Source organism: Paenibacillus urinalis (assembly GCF_028747985.1).
GTDB classification, from domain to species: Bacteria; Bacillota; Bacilli; order Paenibacillales; family Paenibacillaceae; genus Paenibacillus; species Paenibacillus urinalis.
Map to the genome: position 1 here is coordinate 3,315,270 of NZ_CP118108.1, position 24,851 is coordinate 3,340,120.

At 44.6% G+C, this 24,851-nt stretch carries 23 protein-coding genes; 7 read left to right on the forward strand and 16 right to left on the reverse strand.

Going from position 1 to position 24,851, the window contains the following annotated elements; all coding sequences use genetic code 11:
* The first annotated feature begins 221 nt into the window (after positions 1-221).
* Positions 222-830 carry a RadC family protein gene (gene radC, locus PUW25_RS15380; protein WP_274338415.1) on the forward strand — a complete coding sequence of 203 codons (609 nt, stop codon included), beginning with the start codon at positions 222-224 and terminating at the stop codon, positions 828-830.
* A 766-nt stretch (positions 831-1,596) separates the two neighbouring features.
* Here radC and PUW25_RS15385 read toward each other — a convergent pair.
* Entirely contained in the window at positions 1,597-2,541 is a 945-nt protein-coding gene (locus tag PUW25_RS15385) for a hypothetical protein (RefSeq protein WP_274338416.1), read from the reverse strand.
* Positions 2,542-2,693: 152 nt separating this feature from the next.
* On the opposite strand from PUW25_RS15385, the gene PUW25_RS15390 reads away from it, so the two are divergent.
* From PUW25_RS15390 to PUW25_RS15405, 4 genes are all read left to right on the forward strand, one after another.
* Entirely contained in the window at positions 2,694-3,266 is a 573-nt protein-coding gene (locus PUW25_RS15390; RefSeq protein WP_047912607.1) for a helix-turn-helix domain-containing protein, read from the forward strand.
* Positions 3,266-3,427: a hypothetical protein gene (locus tag PUW25_RS15395; protein WP_193746061.1), complete on the forward strand. Its 162-nt coding sequence runs from the start codon at positions 3,266-3,268 to the stop codon at positions 3,425-3,427. Before PUW25_RS15390 ends, PUW25_RS15395 begins: the two co-directional genes overlap by 1 nt.
* A 61-nt stretch (positions 3,428-3,488) precedes the next feature.
* Positions 3,489-3,785, forward strand: coding sequence for a hypothetical protein (locus PUW25_RS15400; protein WP_047912606.1), 297 nt, complete (start codon positions 3,489-3,491; stop codon positions 3,783-3,785).
* A gap of 103 nt (positions 3,786-3,888) precedes the next feature.
* The gene (locus PUW25_RS15405) at positions 3,889-5,595 is read left to right on the forward strand and encodes a recombinase family protein (protein WP_274338417.1); all 1,707 of its coding nucleotides are present in this window, start codon (positions 3,889-3,891) and stop codon (positions 5,593-5,595) included.
* A 23-nt stretch (positions 5,596-5,618) separates the two neighbouring features.
* Here the strand turns inward: PUW25_RS15405 and PUW25_RS15410 are convergent, their stop codons facing one another.
* The 5 genes from PUW25_RS15410 to PUW25_RS15430 form a co-directional block, all read right to left on the reverse strand.
* On the reverse strand, positions 5,619-6,197 hold the full coding sequence (locus PUW25_RS15410; protein ID WP_152557652.1) for a hypothetical protein: 579 nt from the start codon (positions 6,195-6,197) through the stop codon (positions 5,619-5,621).
* Positions 6,198-6,266: 69 nt separating this feature from the next.
* Complete coding sequence (locus tag PUW25_RS15415; protein ID WP_047910510.1) at positions 6,267-6,602, reverse strand: hypothetical protein; 336 nt, start codon at positions 6,600-6,602, stop codon at positions 6,267-6,269.
* Positions 6,603-7,071: 469 nt separating this feature from the next.
* The gene (locus tag PUW25_RS15420; RefSeq protein ID WP_238546291.1) at positions 7,072-8,253 is read right to left on the reverse strand and encodes an NAD(P)/FAD-dependent oxidoreductase; all 1,182 of its coding nucleotides are present in this window, start codon (positions 8,251-8,253) and stop codon (positions 7,072-7,074) included.
* Positions 8,254-8,288: 35 nt separating this feature from the next.
* On the reverse strand, positions 8,289-9,002 hold the full coding sequence (locus tag PUW25_RS15425; protein WP_047910511.1) for a methyltransferase domain-containing protein: 714 nt from the start codon (positions 9,000-9,002) through the stop codon (positions 8,289-8,291).
* Positions 8,989-10,143 (reverse strand): type III polyketide synthase, encoded by a 1,155-nt coding sequence (locus tag PUW25_RS15430; RefSeq protein ID WP_047910512.1) that lies wholly within the window; start codon positions 10,141-10,143, stop codon positions 8,989-8,991. Before PUW25_RS15430 ends, PUW25_RS15425 begins: the two co-directional genes overlap by 14 nt.
* A 293-nt stretch (positions 10,144-10,436) precedes the next feature.
* Here PUW25_RS15430 and PUW25_RS15435 point away from each other — a divergent pair, with 293 nt between their 5' ends.
* Positions 10,437-11,792: a lytic polysaccharide monooxygenase gene (locus tag PUW25_RS15435; protein ID WP_047910513.1), complete on the forward strand. Its 1,356-nt coding sequence runs from the start codon at positions 10,437-10,439 to the stop codon at positions 11,790-11,792.
* Positions 11,793-11,908: 116 nt separating this feature from the next.
* Here the strand turns inward: PUW25_RS15435 and PUW25_RS15440 are convergent, their stop codons facing one another.
* From PUW25_RS15440 to PUW25_RS15455, 4 genes are all read right to left on the reverse strand, one after another.
* Positions 11,909-12,778: an SDR family oxidoreductase gene (locus tag PUW25_RS15440; protein WP_047910514.1), complete on the reverse strand. Its 870-nt coding sequence runs from the start codon at positions 12,776-12,778 to the stop codon at positions 11,909-11,911.
* A gap of 243 nt (positions 12,779-13,021) precedes the next feature.
* The gene (locus tag PUW25_RS15445; RefSeq protein WP_274338418.1) at positions 13,022-14,374 is read right to left on the reverse strand and encodes a cation:dicarboxylate symporter family transporter; all 1,353 of its coding nucleotides are present in this window, start codon (positions 14,372-14,374) and stop codon (positions 13,022-13,024) included.
* Between the two features lie 267 nt (positions 14,375-14,641).
* Complete coding sequence (locus PUW25_RS15450; RefSeq protein ID WP_047910515.1) at positions 14,642-14,995, reverse strand: hypothetical protein; 354 nt, start codon at positions 14,993-14,995, stop codon at positions 14,642-14,644.
* A 195-nt stretch (positions 14,996-15,190) separates the two neighbouring features.
* On the reverse strand, positions 15,191-15,970 hold the full coding sequence (locus tag PUW25_RS15455) for an AraC family transcriptional regulator (protein WP_274337276.1): 780 nt from the start codon (positions 15,968-15,970) through the stop codon (positions 15,191-15,193).
* Between the two features lie 253 nt (positions 15,971-16,223).
* Between PUW25_RS15455 and PUW25_RS15460 the strand changes: the two genes are divergently transcribed.
* Entirely contained in the window at positions 16,224-18,755 is a 2,532-nt protein-coding gene (locus PUW25_RS15460; protein ID WP_274337277.1) for a pectate lyase family protein, read from the forward strand.
* 166 nt (positions 18,756-18,921) lie between these two features.
* Here the strand turns inward: PUW25_RS15460 and PUW25_RS15465 are convergent, their stop codons facing one another.
* From PUW25_RS15465 to PUW25_RS15490, 6 genes are all read right to left on the reverse strand, one after another.
* The gene (locus tag PUW25_RS15465; RefSeq protein WP_205052865.1) at positions 18,922-20,028 is read right to left on the reverse strand and encodes a Gfo/Idh/MocA family protein; all 1,107 of its coding nucleotides are present in this window, start codon (positions 20,026-20,028) and stop codon (positions 18,922-18,924) included.
* A 39-nt stretch (positions 20,029-20,067) separates the two neighbouring features.
* Positions 20,068-20,790: a ThuA domain-containing protein gene (locus PUW25_RS15470; protein WP_205052864.1), complete on the reverse strand. Its 723-nt coding sequence runs from the start codon at positions 20,788-20,790 to the stop codon at positions 20,068-20,070.
* 95 nt (positions 20,791-20,885) lie between these two features.
* A complete protein-coding gene (locus PUW25_RS15475; protein WP_047910519.1) occupies positions 20,886-22,055 on the reverse strand; it encodes a Gfo/Idh/MocA family protein in 1,170 nt (389 codons plus the stop codon).
* Positions 22,056-22,059: 4 nt separating this feature from the next.
* Positions 22,060-23,121, reverse strand: coding sequence for a LacI family DNA-binding transcriptional regulator (locus PUW25_RS15480; protein WP_205053775.1), 1,062 nt, complete (start codon positions 23,119-23,121; stop codon positions 22,060-22,062).
* 183 nt (positions 23,122-23,304) lie between these two features.
* Positions 23,305-24,384, reverse strand: a complete 1,080-nt coding sequence (gene glpX, locus PUW25_RS15485; protein ID WP_205052863.1) for a class II fructose-bisphosphatase — start codon at positions 24,382-24,384, stop codon at positions 23,305-23,307.
* Positions 24,385-24,519: 135 nt separating this feature from the next.
* A complete protein-coding gene (locus PUW25_RS15490) occupies positions 24,520-24,849 on the reverse strand; it encodes a YnfA family protein (protein ID WP_081872244.1) in 330 nt (109 codons plus the stop codon).
* Positions 24,850-24,851: the final 2 nt, after the last annotated feature.

Consider the following 24,851-nt stretch of genomic DNA (forward strand, 5'->3'; position numbering starts at 1 on the left):
ATGTATGGAATCAGTTAATACCTTGAATCAATGAAGCTCTATGAGTGCAGCACGCATTCAGAGGGCTTTTTTTTTGCACAAAAAAGATGAGCCGCTAGAACGGACTCATCAGTAATAATATCGACTAACTATATCATACAGAAAAAATCAATATCAATCAATTGGAGAGGCGTTCATTCGTCTCTCCTTTTTTCATTTCAATTATTAGGAGGAAAAATATAATGACTACTCAATTCGATAAATTTACATTCAAACTATTGCTGGCTACCACAATCCGTGAAAAGGATGACAGCTACATCGTTAGTGAAATCTTTACCCGCTTCCCTTCAATTCAGGAGTTATTGGATGTTACTGAGGAAGAGCTTCTATCTATTAAAGGTATTGGAAGAATCAAAGCTCAGCAAATTATCGCTGCATTAAGGCTGGCGAGATTAAATCCAACTACGGCAGAGGAAAGATATGCTATCCGTTCACCACAGGATGCATACGATTACCTTAAAGACATGCAGTATCTGACTCGTGAGGAATTCGTTTGCTTAGGACTGAACACCAAGAATGAAATATTGTTTAGACAAACTGTCTTCACTGGCTCTCTTAACGCATCAATCGTCCATCCAAGAGAAACCTTCCTGCCATTAATAAAAAGAAGTTGCGCTAGTTGTATTGTGGCTCATAACCATCCATCAGGACAGCCAGACCCTTCAAGGGAAGACATTGATGTTACGAAACGCCTTGCAGAGGTCGGAAAAGTAGTCGGCATTGAAGTGCTTGATCACATTATCATTGGACATGAAAAGTATGTCAGCTTAAAGGAAAAAGGATATTTGTAAGAATTATTGTGGGGGCTATCTATATCCAGTTAGCCCTCTTTAAATAATATGTCAGCCAAGAATATCTGATTTCTATTAAAATTACACCACCCTTCATAAAATCTCCTTCGAAAAGTTGCATAAACCGCTATGTGACAGGACTTTCTAATCCAAGATCACTTTATTACAGAATGTCTTTCATGGTACATCTAAGGTGGGGCTTGCTACTGTTCTAGTGAAAAAGTGCCGATTAAACCTAATAAAACGATAAAATAATGCCGATTAAAAATCATCTATAAACCCTGCTATAACAATGAATCTAAGGTTAAAATAGCCTTTTACCCTCTTAGTATTTATATCTATTCATGCATGCTGTACTTAAACTGAATCATCTTGAGCAGAGAGCATCCTTTTGTTAGCTAATTCAAATTAGAAAAACCCACCACCAAAAAGTAACTGCGTGGTAGAGACAATAGGCATGAGCGTAAAAGCGAAATGCCACTTACCAAACGTAGTGAAGGTAATTCAGATATTACATGCGTGATCCCACTAGAGAACTATACATGCGTGATGGTGAATGGGAGTGGATACGACAATGAATCCATCCAGCCTTATAAAATGAAAGTTACTTCGTTCTAGCCAAGGAGCTCTTCTTTTAAAGATGCCGTTTGCCCACATAGAGTGTGGAGGACTGGTCTATGCCCCGCAGTTGTTTATCCATTAAGGCAGCAACCATATCCTCCCGCTAATTGTGGAGGATTTCTAACTCATTGTGCAGTTGTTTAGTTTATTTAGTGACCTTCTTTGAATGGGCTTTCTTAGCAATATCACATCTTTCAATTAATAGGTTCATCTTTGCTTTAATGTCTCTTTCTGAGTCATATTTCATTTGTCGGTGTAGATTAGCGAAATATCCCATCACTTTTGAATAGACATCTCCTTCTTCATTTCCTCTGGAGACAAGCTGTGGATGGATGTAGAAAATCTTCTTTGTTAATGGGCTCCCTGCTGGTCCGTCTTCATATAGTATGCCTGCATTTCCTAGTGCCTTAATATAGGCTTTCGTTGTCTGTTCACTGTCACCCATTTGTTGAGCTATTTCTTTAACCCTGAGTGGTACCAATTTATCAGGATTCTTTTCGTATGGGTCCTGAGCTATTATGAGCGTGTTAAAGTCAATGAAAAGACTTAACTTCAATAGAAATCCCAACTGTTTAGTATCCAATTTATCTTGGATATAGCGCCCAGTTTTTTTGTAGAGCCGTGTAAATGGAGCTTTGTTTCCTTTCGTGTTACCTATTCTTACGAACATTGGATTAACAATGTACTCTTGATCTTTCTTAGAACCACTCTTAATGATTAACCCAAGTTCCTCTAATCGATTAAGTACCTTCCGAAGTTGACGGTCCCCAAGACCAGTAATGGTTCTTAGCTCTTTCAGTTTCATTGATTTTCCATCTTTAATTAAGACACCTTCTTTGTCCCATTGAAGATAGAGCACCAATTTATAGAATGTCCCCACTTCTGCATGATTCATTTGAGAATACAGGTCGTGAACAGTATGAAACTCTATAACATGTTCATATCTTTTCTTGAACTTTTTCTGAAATCCTGCCATTTGGTTTTTATTTCGAACATCATATTTGCTACCAATTTCTTTACGGGCTTGTTCAGCTGTAAGAGCTCCATCTACTGCCTGCTCTAATATTTTTGTAAGTTGTGACTTACTCATAAGATTTCCTCCTTTCCTCGACAACACTAAGTGCATGCCTTTATGTAAAAGATATCAAGTTGTATCCGTTTAAGCAAGTATTATGCACATTACTTGCAATAACGCATTAACCGTGATAATCTTGAGACAAATACAAAAAAGGAAGTGATTTCATGACAGATTTAAAGATGTACCGAGTGGAAGAAAATGATTTAATGTATCTCAAAAACGAAAACTTAGGTGGGCGTTTAAAGTGGATAAGGGAGAAAGCAAATGAATATAACAGTCCTTTATTCACGGTTTATCGACTTGCAGAAAGCATTTCAGTCGCTCAATCAACAATATCCCGTATTGAGTCGGGTACTCAACCAAGAGTCGATCTACTCGAAAAGATTGCTGCACAATTAGGAGTCTCTATCGCTGTGTTTACTGATTCCTATTACGAAGATGGTGGAAAACCTTTTACCATTTGTGAAAAGAAAGACAGTAATCTACAAGGTTCAACAAAGAGACCCTTTAGCTTGCTCGACACTCAATATGAGGCAACTCTTTCATTATCAATAAAAACACATCAGGGGCTGGACTATAAAAACATTGAAGAAACAGTTTTTCTATCACCAATTGAACACGAGGAGTTCGCTAATGAAGTGGATGCACTTATTTTAAAGGTAAGAAATAGACGAAAACACTGGAAGATCAAACAGGCAGCTTATGAAAAGCTAGTAAATGGAGTGGAGGAATTCTAATGAAGAAAATTCCAGAATGCATAAAAAGTCAAAATAAAGGATTCGAAGCTTCGCTGACTATTCCGCATGAAGAAGCATTTCTTAATGCATTCATCAGTATTGCCAAAAAAGGAATAGCAGAGTGGGAGCGAACTAAGACCGTGGAGGAAAAGGAAGGATAGCTTTCATCTTCAACATTTGATAAGCAGCATTTTATTTAATAATTATTGAGGAGGATATTTTATGCATGATTTTAAGTCTATTTTTCCAGCGTTATTTAAATATAAGGGGCAAAGCATAGAATCATTACAAGATTTATTACGCTCTATGGTTGAAAAAGCTGAACTCACTGAAGTGGATGATGCAGAGAAATCAGCCCTTTTTAAAGATATTGACGAACTTCATGGTCATATTCTTGAATTACTTCACTCTGAGGAATATGCTTTATCCGTATTAATGGTAAACTACTCTGAAGTCTATGATGAGGTATATAAAATCGGAGAAAACTTACAAGGGTACTATCCAAATTATCCAAAGTAAATTCTACGAAAAAAACAGGTAGTAGCAGAGTAGATGAACTGTGCGTCAACCTATCTAAAAAGAGGCATACATTTATGCCTCTTCATTTATAAATACGAGAGGAATGATTAAAGTGATAAAAACATTAAAAGCTGTGATATATGCCCGTGTAAGTACAGATGAGCAAGCAGCTGAAGGATACAGTATCCCAGCTCAAATCGAGCTATTAGTAGATTATGCTAAAAGGCACAACCTTACTATCACCGATGAATATATAGATAACGGAAAAAGTGGAAAGAGCATCGCTGGTCGTCCTCAAATGTCCCGCCTACTTGAGGATGCTCAGAAAAATTCATTTGATGCAGTTATTGTGTACAAATTGGATCGTTTAGCAAGAAGTACAAGGGATTCAATTGATATAGCAGAATTACTGAGTAGCCACGGAATTCAGCTGATAAGCCTATCAGAGAACATCGACACCACTACACCACATGGTTACATGTTTTTTACAATACTAAGTTCCATTGCTGAAATGGAAAGAAAGCAAATCGTGGGCCGTGTGAAAATGGGGATGACTCAAAGAGCCAAGGAAGGCAAATGGAATGGTGGCCTATGCTTTGGCTATGACGCAAAGGATAAAAGGCTTGAAATAAACGATGCTGAAGCCAAGATTGTACGTGAAATATTTGATTATGCTGATCAGGGGTTTGGCTATAAAAAAATTGTAGGCCTATTAAACCGTAAGGGTTACATCACCAAGAGAGGCAATGTTTTTTCAATAGGTACGTTGAAAGGCATTTTGGACAACCCAGTTTACATTGGAAAAGTTCGCTTTAACCAGTATGAGAACTGGGCTGAAAAAAGAAGGTCAGGTAAAAACAAAGATGCCATTATAGTTGAGGGTGAACATAAAGCAATTATTCCTGAAGACTTATGGGAAAGGGTTCAGCAGAAGCGCTCTGCTCGTTCATACAAAGCTGTTCAATCTGACCAGCCTTATATTCTTACCAAACTTATACGCTGCCCACAGTGCGGTGCTGGGATGGTGGCTGGCAAATCCAAAGGTGCAAATAAAACTTATCGATACTATAAATGCGGTACCTTTCATAATAAAGGAGCTTCAGAATGCTCTTCCAATAGCATTAATGCTGATGTCGCAGAGCGCCAGGTTCTAGAAGAGTTCAAACGTATTGTCACAGAGTCGCAATTTTTGCAGCGACTAGTTCAAAAAATGAATAAGGAAAGAGAGCACGCTAAAGAACCACTATTGGAAGAAAAGAAACGGCTTGAAGCATCCTTAAATAAATGCGAAAAGTATATTGCTAATATTACTGACAACTTAATGAAAGATCCTGAACTATTGCCTATATTCAGAGAAAAACTAAATGAACAGCAACAAGCAAAACTTTCCTATCAGCAGCAACTAGAAGATACCGAAGAAAAGCTAGCAAATACAACGAGTAAACCTATCGACCTTATGGCGTTGCTTTACCTTGTCAGAAATCTCGATAGCATTTTAGAACAGGCTGATAGCGAGGAAAAGAAAGAACTCCTTCGGATGATCATTAAAGAAATAGAGATCACGCCTACGGCTGCCTCTCGAAAAGAAGGAAGACAAATACACAAGATACATCTACACTTCGATTTCACGCCAGCTGGTATAAAAAAAAAGTCAAAAGACCTCATAAGGAAGATGGGAAGCTATGCTCCTGATAAGAAGGTTGATTTATCAGCTTTAGATAAGCAAAATCCAACGGATAAAGAGATAAGGGACACATTGAAGTCCCTTTCTATTTTACCCTCACTTATGATACGGTTCCCCTCTCCATAAGGTAATACACACCTTACAATGACTTAGATCCAGTCATACTTCTCTCTTATCCCCTGATGAAAGGCATGATCCGGATTCTGCTCAACCATCTTCTGGATGGCCTGCTTCCATGTCTGCTGGATCTCTGTCGGCTTATCGTTTGTAATCGACTGCTTGCTCATCACGCTCTTGAGATATACCAGATCCTCCTGCAGGCGATTCAAATCCTTCAGAAGCAGCTGATGTGATTTATGACGCAGGTGATTTGTCGATTGCAATGGCTGCAAGAGATCACTCTCAACATATTGGTGATAGTCCTGCAAGAGATTTGCCATCACACGGGTGGATGCACTGTCTTGCTGCCTAAAGTAAGGCTCCATCTTCTGCAGCGACATGCTGCCCAGTTCCAGACTGCGCGCTGCCTCATCAAGTCGATTCACCACCTGATCAGTCTCTACAAATTCATTTGTCTTAAGCTTCTCTGTCAAATAGGCAATATCCTCTATCGGCAGAGTGAACCCCCTGCCAACCGCTTCATTCCATAAGCTCTCGTTGGTTTCCCTTTGGGCATCCTTATAATTCATTAGATGAATATTCAGCACTACACTTGAAACGAGCAGCATCGATAGCAATCCTATGATTAGTTTACTCTTATGTTTTTTCCAAAAATACATCATCATCGTTCCTCTCACTTATAACGTCCCCGGATGCTTGTAATACTCAATCATCTTAATGAACTGTAATGAATAGTTGCTCTCCACTTCGCTAAGGGAAAATAATTTCCCATCCCATTCACGCAGTGCGAACACATAATCATGTCTTACCTCATCCATGGCTGGTTTGCCTATGTATTGTCCCTCGTAATCTTTGAACTGGTCCTTAAATGCTGTATCAAACATGATCCGATGCTTAAATGATGCATTGACAAAAGCATTAACCAGCACCAGGGTGTCATTACTCTTATCGACGACTAGGTAAATATTGCCTCGATCATCTTCAATAAGATCTTTGTTGATTTGAATATCCATTTAATCCACTCCTTTTTTCTCTCATCTACATCAACTCTTATTCAAGCAGCAAAAGTTATTTTTGAAATATCATGGCACATTTAATATTAATTATAATACCAGTTATTCTCATTTAATTAAATAGTTGAGTTATTAATAATTCCATGTCGAAAAATACAGAATCGTGCGATTACCCGAGAAATAATTCATGGATTAGCCCTTCTTTACCACTCCAACTACCATATTACTGCCATAATTAAATTTATAACCTGATTGAAGCAGCTAAAGGTATTATAAAATGGATTCAGGTATGGTGGTATAATGAAGGAATATGATCTTTTGTGAATTTTTCATATCATGTTTTTTTCTGAATATAATATTTAACTTCGAAGAATGAATCTGATTCCTGAACTTACCGATCTAACTCATAAAACACCATTAAAAAACCCAGCTTATTAATAAAACTGGGCTCAGCTTTTGAAGATTTAATTTAACGATGAATCCCCATTTCGGACAAACGTGTCGCTTTCACGAGATAAGAAGCCAGGCTTGGGAACAATTTTGCGGCTCCGGGATAGAGACGATTGGTCTTGGCAAAAGCCAGCTTCTGAATACGGTTAGCCCGTTTCAGCAGCTTGCCAAAATGGTGGTTTGCCTCCAAAGTATACTCGCTCTGCCACTCTTCATAAGTAATCTCTGATTTTAAATATTGATCGGTTACAGCCGAGCAGATCATAGAGGATCTTAAGGCAACAGACATCCCGTCACCACACAAAGGAGGGATCACCATTAGGGCATCTCCAATATGGGGGAAGATCGACCACGGCTCGGGAACCGTAGATAATCTGACCGGAGCAATAGATACCTGCGTTCCTGGGGCAGGGGCTCCTTCGTTCAGTCTGGCGAACAGCTTCTCATTATCCTGTGCTGCCGCCTGTAATATTTCGGATACCGACTTCCCTATACGCTGAACCGTCTTCAACGGAAGCAGTGCAGCAACATTGGCTATCTCTCCTCCTTCAATTGGAGATATCCCAACATAGCCGCCTTCACAGAAATACAGCTCCACTCGGGGCTCTGTCTTGATGCCAGTATAATGGGATTTTACCCCGACATAAACCTCCGAATCTAGTGGGGCATCGATATCCACCCCTTGGACAAACTTGGGTCTAGGAGTTCCATAGGCGCCAATAACGGACTTGGCATGATAATGGACGACCTCCTTCCCTTGCCGTACGGATACACGATAGCTGTGATCATCAAGCTGAACAATATCCAGCACCATCGCTTTAGATACGATGCTTGCACCTGCTTCGACGGCTTGTTGATGCAGCATCATATCCAGCTCATATCGGCTGATTCCCCAGGCTTGGCCTGGAAGAGCTGAATCGATCTCGCCTCCATTTGGCATGATGATCTTTGCACTGTTCATCACGCTGGGCTCCACTTGAAAAGCAAACGGATCAACACCCACATAAGCCAGCATCTCTAAAGTCTCCGGTGACATGAACTCCCCGCATGTTTTATGTCTAGGAAATGCTTTGCGGTCTAACAAGACTGTGTCATGGCCCATACCTGCAAGCTGCACAGCACATGCACTTCCCGCGATTCCTGCTCCTATGACAATGACATCCACTTGTTGCTCCATGTGTAATTCACTCTGATTGTCCACATGCCTCACCTTCCCTTCTTCTATTTGCGGCTCCTTTACTGTCTCGGGATAATTACGGCATATCGGAACAAAGGCTTCCAGTTATAAGTCATGGATTGATGATTAAGCCGTGTTTGCAGCTCCTTCCAGTCCGAGCCTTTAAACCCTTTTGCGACAGATAGCGGTCCATCATGCCGTATATAACGATTTCTCGAGATAATCCTTGTTGTGATCCATACGGCCGTATAGGAAACGGTATGCCTATGAATATCATTAATGACAACCCCGTATCTCGACGCACGCAGCATATGGGATACGATCTCAACGAGCTTCTCACCGTCAAAATGATGTACGAACTGGGAGCCTGTGACGATATCAGCTGATGCATCCGGCAGGTCACATACATCAGCCTGCAGCACAGTTACTCTGTTCTCTCCCTTGAATAGAGCCCTTGCTTCATCACATGCTTCTGCTGTCATATCAACAAGCGTGATACTCAGCTGGATACCCCGTTCATCTGCCCAGCGAAGCAGCTTGCGGTTCACGTCACCCGACCCTGCACCTACATCTAGAATGGACAAGGAATTCGGCCTGCCCATCTCCTTCCACAGCTTCTCAACTCCATATTTCGTTGGGCCCGGAGCTGCAAAAATTTTATTTAATCTCCTTAAATGCTTAAGCGCTTCGGTCAGCTCCGCTCCGCCCAAGGAGAAATCATCCATTAATTCCTCTTCCTTTGCTCTTCGATCCAGCTTCCTAAAGATAGACATGATCTGCCTCTACGGATGAAGAACGGTATGAAGGAACATAGGAGAATCTCATAAGCTCTGCCGTTAACCCGGGGCCAAAAGCCATCGCCACTCCTTCTGCTGTCTCACGCTGCTGAGATCTCAGCTCGCTGCGCATCGCATCCAGCACAAACATGATGGTCACAGAAGACAGGTTGCCGTAATTTTTCAGGATGTCCCGGCTGTATTTGGTCTGATCGTCACGAAGTCCAAGGACTTCCTGAACCGAATCTACAATGCCTCGCCCACCCGGATGAATGGCATATAATTCAGGCTGAGGTGCACCTTCGAGCAGATAATCCATTTCTTCAGCCAGATGGGTTCCGAGCAGCTTGGGAATTCGCGGAGACAGATACAGATCAAAGCCCGTGTTCCCCACATCCCAAGTCATATCCTCGGCACAATCCGGCAATAGAACTGAGTAGCCCTTACCCAGCTGATAGTAATGCTGATGCTGCTCTTCAGCCATGCTCACAACACATGACGAAGCTCCATCTCCGAAGAATGAAGCGGCGAACAGCGCTTCCCGTTCCATCACCGGTTGAAAATGAAGTGTACACAGCTCCACACACACAACGAGCACTTTAGCATCTGGTGAACCCTGCACTACGTCCCTTGCAGCTTGAATGGCTCTCAGTCCTGCCGCACACCCTTGGAAGATCAGTGGAATACGCGTCGTTCGTGGGGACAAGCCCAAATGCTTGATCAGCAGCACATCCAGCCCTGGCAAGAATTGACCTGTACAACTGACGGTAACCAAATGCGTAATTGCCTCAGGTGCCGTATTCGAATCTTTGAGTGCTCTTTCCGCCGCCTGGATCCCAAGCGGTACCGCTTCTTTTTTATATGTATTCATGCGCTCTTCCGTAGATGGAACCTCGTGATCTGGATTGGAAGGCAGATACTCACAGTCCTCCGGGTTCCCTGTAAAGCTGGGTTCACACGTATATCTCATCTCAACACCGCAGGATCTAAATATTCTTCTCGCGAAACGAGCCAGCTCTGGCTTCTCCCCGAGTGTTGATTCCATCAACTTGGCTGCATCTGTCTGCGACAATGAGTGAGTTGGGAGCGCAGTCCCAAGTCCTATTATAGAAATACGTGAGTTTAACATATCGTTCATCCAATTTTCCTCCTATTTTTGCGTATATGCCTGTAAATAGAGTATTTCCCCACCGTCAGAATTTTGTACAAGCCAATCACTACTCCATATATTCTGTTGACAACGTACTTTTTAACCAATTTTAATTACATAAAATGTTAATAAATCGGTCATCACTGTGATGTTTCTTATATTTTTATCCCATGTTTTAAAACTATTTACCCTTACCAACTCATCTGGAATCTTTAAAATTAGAATTAGGAGGCGATAAACAGAATTCGCCAGTCCAAAAATGTTGAGGAGGAATGTAGTAAATGGAAAATGTGTTGGTCCAAAGCAAAAAGAAGTTCCACTTTCGATTGTTGCTTGGAATCGTATTCGCATTCATCACATGCTTGATCATTGCAGAGATTGCCTCGGCTCATGGTTACATAAGTGCTCCACAAAGCCGTGCATATCAATGTAAGCTGGGTCAGAACACAAATTGCGGAAATGTACAGTATGAGCCCCAATCCTTAGAGGCGAAGGGTAATTTCCCGACAGGAGGACCTGCCGACGGACAGATCTCAGGAGCTGGAATCTTCCCGCAGATGAATGAACAGTCTCCTACTCGCTGGAATAAGGTCAACATGAACACAGGTTCAAACACATTTACTTGGACGCTTACAGCTGCTCATGCGACAAAGGAATGGAAATATTACATTACGAAACCAGGCTGGGATCAGAGCAAAGCACTTGCTCGCTCCGATATTGAATTGTTCTGTTCCATCAATGACGGCGGTAAAAGACCGGACTATACCGTAACACATACTTGCAACATTCCTGCTGACCGCAGCGGCTACCATCTTATTCTTGCCGTGTGGGAAGTTGCAGATACAGGGAATGCATTTTACAACACGATTGATGTCAATTTATCTGGTGGCAGCGGAGGAAACCCTGGCGATACGACAGCCCCAACAGCGCCAAGCGGACTGCACTCCATGGGTGTTACTGCTAACTCCGTTTCCCTGATGTGGTCAGCAGCGACAGACAATGTAGGTGTCACTGGGTATGAAATCTACAGAGGCTCTACATTGGTCGCTACCGTATCGGGTTCAACCCTGACTTACAATGCTACAGGTCTTACAGCCAATACAAGCTATTCCTTCACAGTTAAAGCGAAGGATGCGGCGGGCAATGTATCTGCAGCGAGCAACGCGTTAAGCATTACAACCTCCGGCGCGGGTACACCCGATACTTCTGCCCCAACAGCTCCAAGCGGGCTGCATTCGATGGGTGTAACGGCGAGCTCCGTATCCCTAATGTGGTCAGCAGCAACAGATAATACAGCCGTAACAGGATATGAAATCTACAGAGGCTCCACACTGGTCGCTACGGTATCCGGTACTACCTTGGAATATAATGTAACGGGTCTTACTGCCAATACGAGCTATTCCTTTACAGTAAAAGCCAAGGATGCGGCAGGCAACGTCTCTCCTGCGAGCAATACACTAACCATTTCCACTTCGGCGCCGCCTTCAACGACAGCACCTGCGTGGACACCAGGAACCGCGTATAAAGTGAATGATCTTGTAACTTACAACGGCGTAGTGTACAAATGCCGCCAGGCTCATACGGCTTTGACCGGATGGGAACCGGCAACCACTTTGGCGCTGTGGATCGAGAATTAACACATATGCAGTGAGTTAAAAATGAACAAACAAAACAAAGCTCCAGGAAAGGCAGGAGCTTTGTTTTTGTTTGCTTTTTATTATTTCTCTATCAGCTGCTTAATCAGAATATATCGTTACAGTCCTTTTTCTATTGCATATCTGCCCCAGTGAGGCCGGCTACCATCCCTGTCTGTAAATCCATACTCATCGGACAATCCCCATGAGCTGAGTGCAAGCCCGCTCTTCTCATGCACCTTGGGATCTGCTGCGAGACATGCGGCCGCCTTGCCTACATAATCAGGTGTTTCCGAAGCAATGAAATGAGGCTCCGTACGTACAGCATCTCTCCAGTTGTCTTCCGTCACGCCGAAGTAATCCAGCATGGCTTCTGAACGTAAGAAGCCCGGGGTGAGTGCCAGTGCTGTAACGTTGTGCGGCTTCAGTTCCTCAGCCATGGCCTTTGCTAAATGAATAACAGACACTTTTGCCAAGCTATAGTAAAGATTACCTCGGTATCTATCATCAACACCGTCCGTTATTTCAATAATCAACCCTTGCTTCCTTGCCACCATAAGCGGTGCTCCAAATTTGCTGGTGATCATGTGCGAATGGACTGCCCGCTTCTGCATCGTTAATCCATCCTCCAGCGAGTGCTCCCAGAACGGTTTGGACCAGTCTGTAAGCGGATCACCTCCCCACACATCATTTACGAGTATATCCAGCCTGCCTTCTCTTTCCTGGGCAACACGCGCAAACAACCGCTCTACCTGCTCTGGATCTGTGTGGTCGACCTGTACCGCAATTCCGATTCCTCCAGCCTCTGTCACCAGCTCTGCCGTTTCTTCAATCGTTTCTGCTCGGTTCATATCCGATTTATCCTGTCGAGTACTCCTTCCCGTACAATAAACAACGGCTCCGCTCGCTCCCAGCTGAACGGCAATCGCCCTTCCTGCTCCGCGGGTGGCACCTGCTACAACTGCAACTTGACCTTTTAAGGCTGTCACTTATTCTTTCACTCCTCTGGTATTCTTTTTCTTATAAATCGCAAACTTCTGCTGTCCTTCTTTCTTATTGTAAATGTGAAATATGACAATACCTGTCGTAGTTAAATCCAAAAATTCTTTGTATCTTACCTTTAACTGCTTCAATCAAGAGTATGTATTGTATAAAAAAACCGCTGAAAGGAATAAATCATTCCTTTTCAGCGGTTTATCGGGGTCAGCGGCTTCTATTTCATTTCAGCACGATTACTCTACTTCTAGTTTTCTAGCTGCAGGTAAATCAGAGACAGTCGGTGCAGGAGATACCACTTCTTCTGTAATCAATCCAGATTTCATCACCTGTACAGCCTGTTCTTTATCTAGAAGTCCTTCCCATCTCGCAACGACGAACGTTGCTACGGCATAACCAATCAAGTTAATTGTCGTACGGAAATTCCCCATAATTCGGTCTGGAGCCAGCATCAGTGCAACAGCTGCGATGGGAATGAAGCCTGTGCTTGCCGCCGTTGCAGACAAGGCAACAAACGCAGAACCCGGTATACCTGCCATCCCTTTGGATGTAAGCAGCAGCACAGCAAGGAGCACCAGCTGTTCGTACAAGCCGAGATCTGTTCCTGTCGCTTGAGCCAAGAATACAAGTGCGAGTGACAGATAAATCGAGGCCCCGTCAAGGTTAAAGGAGTAGCCTGTTGGCACCACCAATCCTACGACGGATCGATCACAGCCTGCTTTCTCCAGCTTCGTCATCAGCTGCGGCATAACCGCTTCTGTTGAACCGGTAGCAAACGAGAAAATAATTTCCTCTCGAATTAGTTTAATCGCACCCCACAAACCAATGCCGACAAAGATCCGCATAATGACTTCAAGAACAAGCAGAAAAATGAGGCAGGCAACGGCCATGGCCAGGAACAGCTTGCCGAAAGCGAGCAGGGTCTGCATTCCATATTGACTTACCGCATAAGCCATCGCTCCAAAAGTCGCAATGACGGTCAGCTTCATGATGAAGCCCATAATTTGAAAAATAACTTTGCTGACATGATCCAGCAGATCAATCAAAAATTCGGATGTCCGGCCTCCGATTCGAACGAGTGCGAAACCGAATAAACAAGAGACAAGCAGTACTTGCAGCATAGCATTCGATGCGAATGCGGACACGACACTCTCTGGAATGATGTTCATGATAAACTCGGTCCCTGTTGGCAGCTCAGAATTTTTCGTGGCCTGTCCAACCTCGTCAACGGACAAGCTGGCAGGATCCACATTCATTCCTTGTCCTGGCTTCATGACATTAGCAGCTACTAGACCGACGATCAGCGCAATGGTGGTAACCACTTCAAAATAGATCAAAGCCTTTCCGCCGATTCTGCCAACAGTTTTGATGTTACCTACCTTTGCTATGCCTAGCACAACAACGACGAAGACAAGCGGTGATATGATCATCTTAATTAATTTGATAAATCCGTCACCGAGTGGCTTGAGTGCTATGCCGAAGGAAGGCCAGAAATAACCCACAGCAATTCCGAGTGCAATGGCCACCATAATTTGAAAAAACAAACCTTTGTAAAAAGGCTTCCGCTCTATCGTTTGTGCAGCCTCCATCATAACGCCCCCATATCCATCCTGTACTTTTTTTATAACTATATGCCGGGCAATATTTGACGTCAATTTATCTAACATAATTTTGGAGGAATGCTTATTTAGCGAAGACAAACTGGGCATGATACACAAAAAATGCAAGTATACATCATAATTAATGGTATTATATGTAATTCATTTGGTATTCACGTTACATTCACTATCATATCACATATAAATAACCGGATCGCAAATGCAATCCGGTTCTATACACAATCTATCTCTTCTCTATTATTTAGAAGGGTGATGCTTCCTATTCACAATAGACTCCAGCTTCTGGGAGATCATAACCCGTTCATGTTTCAATTCCCATATCCGTTCGGTTACTTTGGCTTTCTCCGCTTCATCCTTCTCCAGATTTAACTGCCTGAATAAGGACAACAGCTCGTCGTTCAACGCATCAAATTGCATCCATAATTCATTTCGCAATACCGGTGTATCCTTGTTCGTCTCTTCCTCTGTATAATTCTTCATCGAATTGATGATTTCTTGCTGCCATTCTGTGTCATTCATTCGGATCGCATAATTCAGGAGATCCAAATAATCATCTATTTGTAATGAATTGGTCATGCGTTGTATTGTCATGATTGATCCAGTGTCTCCTTTACTCTCTTTTACCAAGTATTATACTAGGTTTTATAAGAATTTCAAGAGTTCAATTGATCTTCTTGCAAAAGTTAACTTGAAAAGTTACTTAAATCGTTACTTATTGATTCCGTAACTTCACTTCACTTTCCATTTTATTCTAATCTAATTTGATCCGATCCTATGTGATATACCTCACATATATGTCTGACGCCGATATTCATTCGGAGTGACCCCATACTCCTTTTTGAAGACGCGGTAAAATGAACGCAGGCTGTTAAACCCTGAATCAAAAGCGATATCGGTTACGGCATCCGTCGTCGATCTTAGCAGCATATGGGCAAAAGCCGCACGCAAACCATTGATATAATCACGGAAGGAGACATGAAACTGTTCTGAGAAGATTCGGGAAATAAGATATTTATTAATGGCAAGCTCTTGCTCTAACACATCCAATGTAAGGGGTTCCAAAAAGTGACGATCGATATAAGCTAAAATTTTCTGAACCTCGTCAACCTCCTTCAAATATTCCACTCTCCGCAAGGAAAGTAACGGCATTGCATGTCCTAGAATGACTGAGGTATAGGCCTTTAGCAGCCGCTGCTCGCCCTGTTCTTTATAGAGATGGTATAGCGTCCACATCACTTGAGTCAGTAATTCATTCTCGGTAATCAAAGGACGACTCGGAGCATAGTGAAGCAGATCTCCCGTATAATCCCCAGGAAAAGAAGCATCGAAGAAGATGAGCATCATTTCGCTGTGCTCAATGGTCTTATAGCTGTGAGGCTGATTAGGAAAAATCAGGAGCATATCTCCTGTCGTGAGCAAATACGTATCACGGTTAATATTCGCTTGAATGCTTCCCGAGAGAAGCATGGCGATCTCAACGTTCTTGTGCAAATGAAGAGGATACGTGTTATTCCTGGATATGAATGCATGGAACTGCTGGTCACGCTGCTGATATTTAATCTTCATAATCGATCCCTCCAACACAGTATAGAAGCACCTGCAAATTCTGCATCTCACACTAACCAAAACATAATATGTATTTGCACCTGCGCACAAGAGAAAAGATCAATTTTTGGCACGAAAGCGCAAAATTGTGGCAGGTAAATATTTTCCAAAAGTCTTAAAGTATATAGATGTAAGGAAGATCGATAAGGAGGAGTGAATTCACATACGGAAGCTTTTGACTTATAAAATTGAACCGGAGGGAGACAAATTGCAAATGAAATCGAATCATAAGCGATTCAAAGGATTAATGTCTATCGGCTTGAGTTTTTCGGTAGCGCTTTCAATTATGAGTGTCCAAGCCCCTACTGCTGCCATGGCTCTTGAGGCCACTAAGAAACCTGTTCCTGATGCCTCTGTTCTTGCATTTCCGGGTGCGGAAGGCGGCGGTGCTTATGCAACAGGCGGCCGGGGTGGAGATGTATACATCGTAACTAACCTAGAAGATTATAAGGAAAATGAGGAACCGATTGAAGGCTCGCTGCGGTACGGTATCTTATCCACGCCGCAAGAAGGACGCACCATCGTCTTTCATGTTTCCGGTACGATTGAGCTTGAGAGCTCCTTGCGCTTAAACAATATTAAAAATTTGACGATTGCAGGTCAAACTGCCCCTGGTAATGGTATAACGATTGCGGGCTGGGATACAAATATCAGCAATTCAGAAAACATCATCATTCGTTACCTATCCTTTAGGCCCGGTGCTAGCAACGTATTGAATGGCAGTGATTCCATGGATGCACTCTGGGGCAGAGACAATAACCAATTTATAATTGACCATTGCTCCTTCAGCTGGAACACTGATGAGACCTTATCGTTATACCGAGGTGAGAATGGGACCGTTCAGTGGTCGATCATCTCCGAAAGTCTGACGCTATCTGGACATTCCAAGGGTAGACATGGCTATGGCGGTATTGCCGGCGGTGACAAAACGACATTCCATCATAATCTTTACACGAGTCATACGTCCAGAAACCCCAGACTCGGGGGTGGATATGCAGGCAAAGCAGATAAGGATCATGTGGCCGTTGTCCAATTTGCTAACAATGTAATTTACAATTGGGGCTTTAACGGCACATATGGTGGCGGCTTCAATTTCACGAATTTTATGAACAATATTGAAATTGCAGGGCCCGGCACCAGGGATAATGTAACCCATCGTGTCATTGATGCTGGAGAGTCCGGCAAGCTTGGCGGATTCTATATTTCAGGTAACCGAATCAACGGTAAGCTCACCGGCTGGCTGGATGGTTCTTCGGCTTATGTAAAGAGCTCCGGTGATTCAAGCGGTGATCAGTTAACGACATTTGCAGCCGAGCCTTATTTATCCGCGGACAGCACAGGGGTTAATCACGGCGTAACGAACAAGAGCTTCGACCAGCATGTCCTCCAAGGCGTAGTCGATGCCAATGGGCATTTGCTGAATACCATTCTTCGTCAGGCCGGTGCAACGTATCCCCGCCGAGATGCCATCGATGCTCGGATTGTAGCCGAAGTAGAGCAAGGTCTCGGAAGATATATCAATACGGAGCACGAGGTTGGTGGATATATCAGCAGCTTCGGTGTAATCGAAGATCAGCATTCGGATGGGTATGATTCCAACCTTAACGGGATTGAAGACAAGTGGGAGAAGAAGAACAAGATCTGGGATGTTGAGGATGCATATAAGACCGTTACTCGTTCTGGCTACACTTGGCTTGAGCTATATATAAACAGTCTGGTCGATATGGAGCATGTTGCTGAGAACCCTGAAGCGAAGCTCCAATCCCCTTCTAATAATGATCAATTTAAGCTCGGAGAACCCATTCAGGTTAGAGTCAATGCTGCCTCCAAGTTCAAGCACAAAATCAAGAAAGTTGCAATATATAACGGTTCTGAGTATCTTGGAGACGCTGTGAAGAGAGGAAATACGTATCAATACACCATCAAGGGGCTGAAGGATGCTTCTTACTTTATCTCTGCCCGAGTGACCGATTCAGAGGGTCATGAGACACAAACGACAGCTGCCAGCATTCATGTGAACACGAGCGATCATACGCTTGCTCAAGCCGGCTGGTCTTCGAAGGACATCGGTTCACCAGATCTCAGAGGCTTGGGCAGTATATCCGATGGGATTCTGACGGTAAAAGGGAACGGTAAACTTGGCAAAAGCGAAGGCAGCAGTGAACGGTCACCTGAGCGAGACGCTGCGAAGGATGATTTCCATTTTGTATACAAGAAGATGAGTGGCGATATGGAGCTTACCGCAAAACTGGAAGACATCGGCTCAATCGATAACCACGCTTTTACTGGACTGATGATTCGTGAGGATCTCCGTTTGGACAGCCCGGCGGCCGTACTTGGTCTATCTTGGGTGAAGCTGTCGAAGGACACCAGCTGGTCAGCTTATCTCGCCGGTAGAAATCAGGCGGGAGCCCCATTTGATGAGCTGACTGAGACGCTGGATAGTCCAGTGGCAGCTGAATCTGCCGGAATCCAGTTGTTAGCCGACATTCCTTTCAAAGTCAACGGTGCCTCACAGGGATACTGGCTCAAGCTTGGCCGTAAGGGCGACACTTTCTATGCTTATGGTTCTACGAACGGAGCTGACTGGAGCAATATCGGAGAAAAGACTGTTGCCATGCCGGACTCCGTCTATGTCGGCTTTGCGGTTGACAGTAATGATGTTGCTAATGAAATTGAACAGTTGAATTATGCAAAATTCTCTAATCTTTCCTTGACCGAGGGCTTTGAACCTATAACTGATTAGCTGATGAAGCCATCATATAATTCTTGTTCCTATTTGCAAAGCGCAGGGTGTGAGTTACAAGCACCGGCGCTTTTTTATTATGAAAAACACAAATAGCCGCAAATAAGCGGCTATTGTGGTCATTATTTATTTTACATTCGAATCCATATATATTCCGGATTTATGACTAGTTATCCAGCGTATATAGTGGAAGATCTGCTGGAAGTGATGCCGGGCGCTTACAAGTACTCTTCATCGTGTAGTGATGACCGTCATCTGATGCGTCATGGAAGGCCCACATGGCTTCAAGGACATGATAGGCGAGCTCACCGCTGGCCCGGTGTTCACGTCCACTCCGAATGGCATACGCCATATCTGCCGGTCCAATTCCCCGGGTGTTCTGATCGTAGCCTGGCAATAGCTCAACCTCCTGCCAATCCTGCTCTCCCATGCGCTTCAGCAGTACAGGTCCGCCGAAAGTATTCGGATCCGGCACACGAAGTGTCCCCTCAGTTCCGTAAATCTCAATATTAGGGAGCTGGCTTCCTCCAAAAATATCAAAGCTGGTTACAATGGTGCCGATTGCGCCTTGCTCAAACCGAAGCAAACCTGCGACATGGGTAGGAATTTCTACCTTGATCTTCTGACCGTACTTCTTCTCGCTGCTGATCGTACGTTCATCAAGTGCCTTACCTGTCATCCCTGTGATACTTGAGATCGGACCCAGCAGTTGAATGAGTGCAGTCAGGTAGTAGGGCCCCATATCAAACATCGGGCCTCCCCCTTTGGCATAGTAAAATTCAGGGTCCGGATGCCAGAATTCATGACCACGACTCATCATAAAAGCGGTCGCCGCTACAGGTGTGCCGATAAGCCCCTCTTCGATTATTTTCAATGAGGTTTGAATGCCTGTGCCAAAGAAGGTTTCGGGTGCAGAACCAACGAGCAGTCCCTTCTCCTTCGCAGCCTGAAGTACCGCAGCCCCCTCTTCCCGGGTAACCGCCAGAGGCTTCTCGACATACACATGCTTGCCCGCTTCTATTGCCTGCAGACAAACATCCGCATGCACGGCAGGAATCGTCAGATTGATAACCAGCTCAATCTCGGGATCATTCAGCAGCTCCTGAACGCTGACCGCTCTTGGTATACCGTATGTCTTGGCCTGCTCTTCTGCTCTTGACAGGTCAAGGTCAGCACAGGCCACCAATTCAAGACATTCGAATTTATTACAGTTCTCCATGTAGATGCTGCTGATTTTACCGCAGCCGATAATACCCACCTTCACTTTATCCATCGAATGTTGTTCTCCCTTCAACCTGTGTAAGGTCTCGTATTAGATCTGACTATCGCCCATGCCTGTATATTGTATCGCCTTACCTTTCTTAGCCGCTGCTGCTTGCTTGCCCTCTGCAGCCCACAAGAATCCGCGGACCATGATTTCTTTGACCTGTGGCATTTCCACAATATCCGCGTGATGGCCAAGCGAGTTGTAGAACACTCTGCCTTGTCCCCAGCGCTTCGTCCATACGACAGGCATATCAACTGCACCGTTCGTAGAATGCGGCCCCTCTACAATCGGGAATCTTGTCGTAGCCAGCACTTCGACAGCGGGGTCGATGTGGAGATAATACTGTTCACTTTTCACTTGGAAATCTTCAATACCAGCAAGCAGTGTACTGGAGCTGTTCTTGATATTTACCATATACTCCACGCCGTCATTCCCCGGATGTGCTACCCACTGGCCACCCGTCATAAACTGCCAGTCAACATTCGTGCGGAAGGCATCACACATTCCTCCATGGAGTCCTGCAAGTCCCACCCCTTCCATGACAGCTGTTGAAACGTTGCTTGCGAGGTCCTTCTCAATCTCACCCATAGTCCAGCAGGGAATAATGAGATCTAGAGCCTTCAGCTTCTCCGCATCACGATATGCTTCAAGTGTATTCGCTACTTCCACCTCGAAATTTTGCTCCGTCAGCCATGCTTTAAACAATGCTGATACCTGCTCCGGCTCGTGGCCGTCCCAGCCGCCCCATACGATCAGTGCTTTTTTCATCCTGATACACTCTCCTTAAACGTTATTAGATTAAATCGTGGATTCGTGTAAAACAAAATTTGACCTATACTTTGGTCATATAGATTTCTAAACAATTAGTCTTCAGCCATTTCAGACAGTGTCACCCAGCGGCGCTCTTCCACCGAGCGCTCTACCGCTTCAAGAACCGCCTGGCAGGCAACTCCATCATGGAAATTCGGTACAGGCTGTCTGTCTTCTTCAATCGCATTCATAAACTCCACTACTTCATGAGTGAAGGTGTGATCAAATCCAATCGGATGCCCTGTCGGCCACCATGCCTCCGCATACTTGTGAACCCCATCTGTCGCCATGACTCGGCGGAAGCCCTGCACATCCTCTGCATCATTTACAAAGTAAACCTCAAGCTCATTCATCCGTTCAAAATCAAACTTTACGCTGCCCAGGCTGCCATTAATTTCAAACGAGTTGGTGCTGCGATGACCCGCCGCAAAGCGAGTTGCCTCAAAGCTGCCGATGGCACCGCTTTCAAACCGGGCTAGGAACAGTGTCGCATCATCGACGGTTACAGGTCCTTTTTCCGTGTTGCTATTCCCCTTCGCAGTTAGTCCTGTCATCTCCGATGCAATCGGACGCTCCTTGATGAAGGTCTCGCTCATACCGATAACCTCTGTAAATTCTCCAACCAAATAGCGAGCCATATCAATCAAGTGCGCTCCCAGATCGCCGTGTGAACCAGATCCAGCAATTTCCTTCTGGAGTCTCCAGACGAGCGGGAATTCAGGGTCCAAGATCCAGTCCTGCAGGAAATTCGCTCTGAAATGATAAATCTTCCCCAGTCTGCCGCTCTCCACAAGATCCTTGGCCAGCTGAACGGCCGGTGAGAAACGATAGTTAAAGCCAATCATATGCTTGATGCCTGCAGTTTCGGCCGCTTCCAGCATTTCACGGGAATCCTTAAGATTCAAGGCAAGCGGCTTTTCGCAGAAAATATGCTTGCCTGCCTGCGCTGCAGCAATGGCAATTTCTTTGTGGACATCACTTGGCGCATTGATATCGATAAGGTCAATATCTTCTCTAGTCACAAGCTCTCTCCAGTCGGTCACACTCTCCTGCCAGCCGAACTGCTCCTGTGCTTCCTTCACTCCCTTGGGATCACGGCCGCAAATAACCGACATTTCAGGTTTCACGGCTTGGGGGAAGAACATAGGGACACTGCGATACGCATTGCTGTGCGCCTTACCCATAAATTTATAACCAATCATACCTACGCGAACAGAACTCATGAAATTACCCTCCTGTACGTTTTTTGGATGAATCTCGAACGATTAGTTCAGCTTGTAACAAATATCTCGGATGCTCCTTGAACACCTCGGCCCCATTGGATGAATCTTCACATGCCGTCAGCATCAGTCGTGCAGCCAGCTCCCCCATCTCATAAAATGGGACTCTGACACTGCTGAGCGGAGGTACACAAATGTCTGCAGAATCCGAATCATCGTAACCGACAATTGCGGGAAAACGCTCTTGATCCGGGAGTAATTCCCGCAGCCTCTGAAGCAGACCAACAGCCATCCGATCATTGGCTACAAAGACGGCATCTACCTCATCGATCCTCTTCGCAATGTCATCACCTATGGCATAGCCGCTTCGTCTGCCAAAATTCCCTTCAAATAGAAGTCTGTCATCCGGTTCAAGCCCCCGCTGCTGAAGCGCTTTCTCAAAACCCTTGAAACGATCCAGACTGTTCGAATACGTGAGTGGTCCGTTCAGGAATGCAATACTGCGATAACCCTGATCCATTAAGTGCTCGACAGCCATTCGGCTTCCTTCCTCATGATCTACATCCACTTCCGGGAAATTCTCCCCGTCAAAATGCTGATTGACCACAATAAAGGGATGCCCTGACTCCCGCAGCTTTCGAAGGGCTTCCCGTTCTCCCGGCTCATCCTTTGCACCGAGCACAACAAGGGCATCCACCTTCTGCATCCGGAAAAATGATTCATACTCCGGTGTTTCCTCTCCACTGCGAAACAGAACCAGAAGATCGTAGCCTTGCTCCCGCACCGTATTTCCCATGCCACTGAGTATTTCAGAGAAATAGTAGCTTGAGAACAGCCTTGCCTTCGGAATATAAGGCAGAACTACGCCAATATTCCCGCTCTTGCGGCGGGCAAAGCTGCGCGCGAGATTACTGGGCACATAACCAAGCTGGTTGGCAGCATCCAGAACTCTGATCCGCGTCTCTTCTTTAATAGGACCCACGCCATTCAGTACTCGGGAAACCGTAGCCTCAGATACACCCGCTAAATCAGCAACTTCTCTTCGTGTTGCAATAATAGATCCACTCATTTCCTTATCTAATGTACGCGCGTACATTTTCTCATGGAGAGGTTCGATTGTCAATTGATTTGATACATATTTTACAAAAAATAATACGCCCATGATCTCTACCTGACCATGAAGAAATGGTTCATTTACAGGTGTTAGAGATTCATGAGCGTATGTATGGACAACGGTAATGTTCTTTTTACATCAGCTTTGCTTCAATGCTTCTTTTACGGAGCCCGCAATATTTTCCTCTTTACTCGCTTTGGACTGCTTCTTCAGCGTACTGCTAGGTGCAGATTCTGAGGACTGGGCTTGTCTGACTTTATGCAGCACCTCTTTGCCCGGAAGAAAATGCTGAGTTCTTATGTAGCGGATGGTTCGGGTCTTGACTCTCATGACAATCGACTGCGTCTCGGCCCTGTCATCTGCCAGATATCTGACTCCGCCAAGAATTTCACCTGGAGTGACTCCCGTGGCTGCAAAAATGACATCGTCCTTACCGATCATATCCTCCATTGTCAGCACTCGATAAGGCTCGGTAATTCCCATCTTCAAGCAGCGCTGATATTCATCTGCATTCGCAGGCATTAATCTACCTTGGATTTCTCCTCCGAGGCAAGACAGCGCTGCAGCAGCCAGCACTCCTTCAGGCGCCCCTCCTGAACCGACATAAATATCAATCCCCGCTTCTGGAAATGCCGGTGCCATCGCTCCAGCCACATCTCCATCACTCAAAAATTTAATTCGAACGCCTACTTTACGCAGCGTCTTAATGATGCTCTCATGGCGATCACGGTCTAGAATCATAACGGTTAGATCAGAGATATTCTTGTTTAACTCAGTGGCCGCTTTGCGCAGGGTGACATCAATCGGATCTTCAATACTTACTTTTCCGACCAGCGCTGGTCCGACAGCAAGCTTCTCCATATACATATCTGGAGCATGAAGCAAATTCCCTTTGCCTGCAACAGCGATAACAGATAACGCATTATTCAGTCCCTTGGCTACAATCTCGGTTCCTTCCAGCGGGTCCACAGCAACATCCACTTCCGGCCCCTCACTGTTTCCTACTTCTTCACCGATATACAGCATTGGAGCCTCATCCATTTCCCCTTCGCCAATGACTACCGTCCCTTTAATGGATACAGAGTCAAACATGGCGCGCATCGCCAGAGTGGCGGCCTCATCCGCACTATTCTTATCCCCCCTGCCCATCCAAGGAGCTGATGCCAATGCAGCTAGTTCTGTTACTCTGACTATCTCAAGCGCCAATTCACGTTCCACTTTGCTTCCACACCCTTTCTCCCGTTTGAGTCTTATCATAATAGAATAGGAAGCATAAATCTACCAATTCATCCCTTATTTTATAATGAAATGGATGAATTTTAAATGAATATTCCCCTTCATATAAGTGAAGTGCTAACCGTTTCTTGGTCCCCATAGAATAATTGCAACCCCCGCAAGACAAATGAAGGAGCCAAGCCAATCGTAGAAGTCCGGTGTTTTCTTATCGACTCCCCAGCCCCACAATATTGCCATAATGACGAAGACGCCTCCATATGCCGCATACACTCTGCCAAATGTGGGAAATTGCTGCAGCGTAGGGATGATGCCATAGAGTACTAGAATTAAGCTTCCTGCAATTCCATAGAAATAATGTCTTCCTTCTCTAAGCCACAGCCACACTAAATATCCTCCGCCAATTTCGGCAAGTCCGGCAAGTATAAACAAAATGATAGATACACCCATTG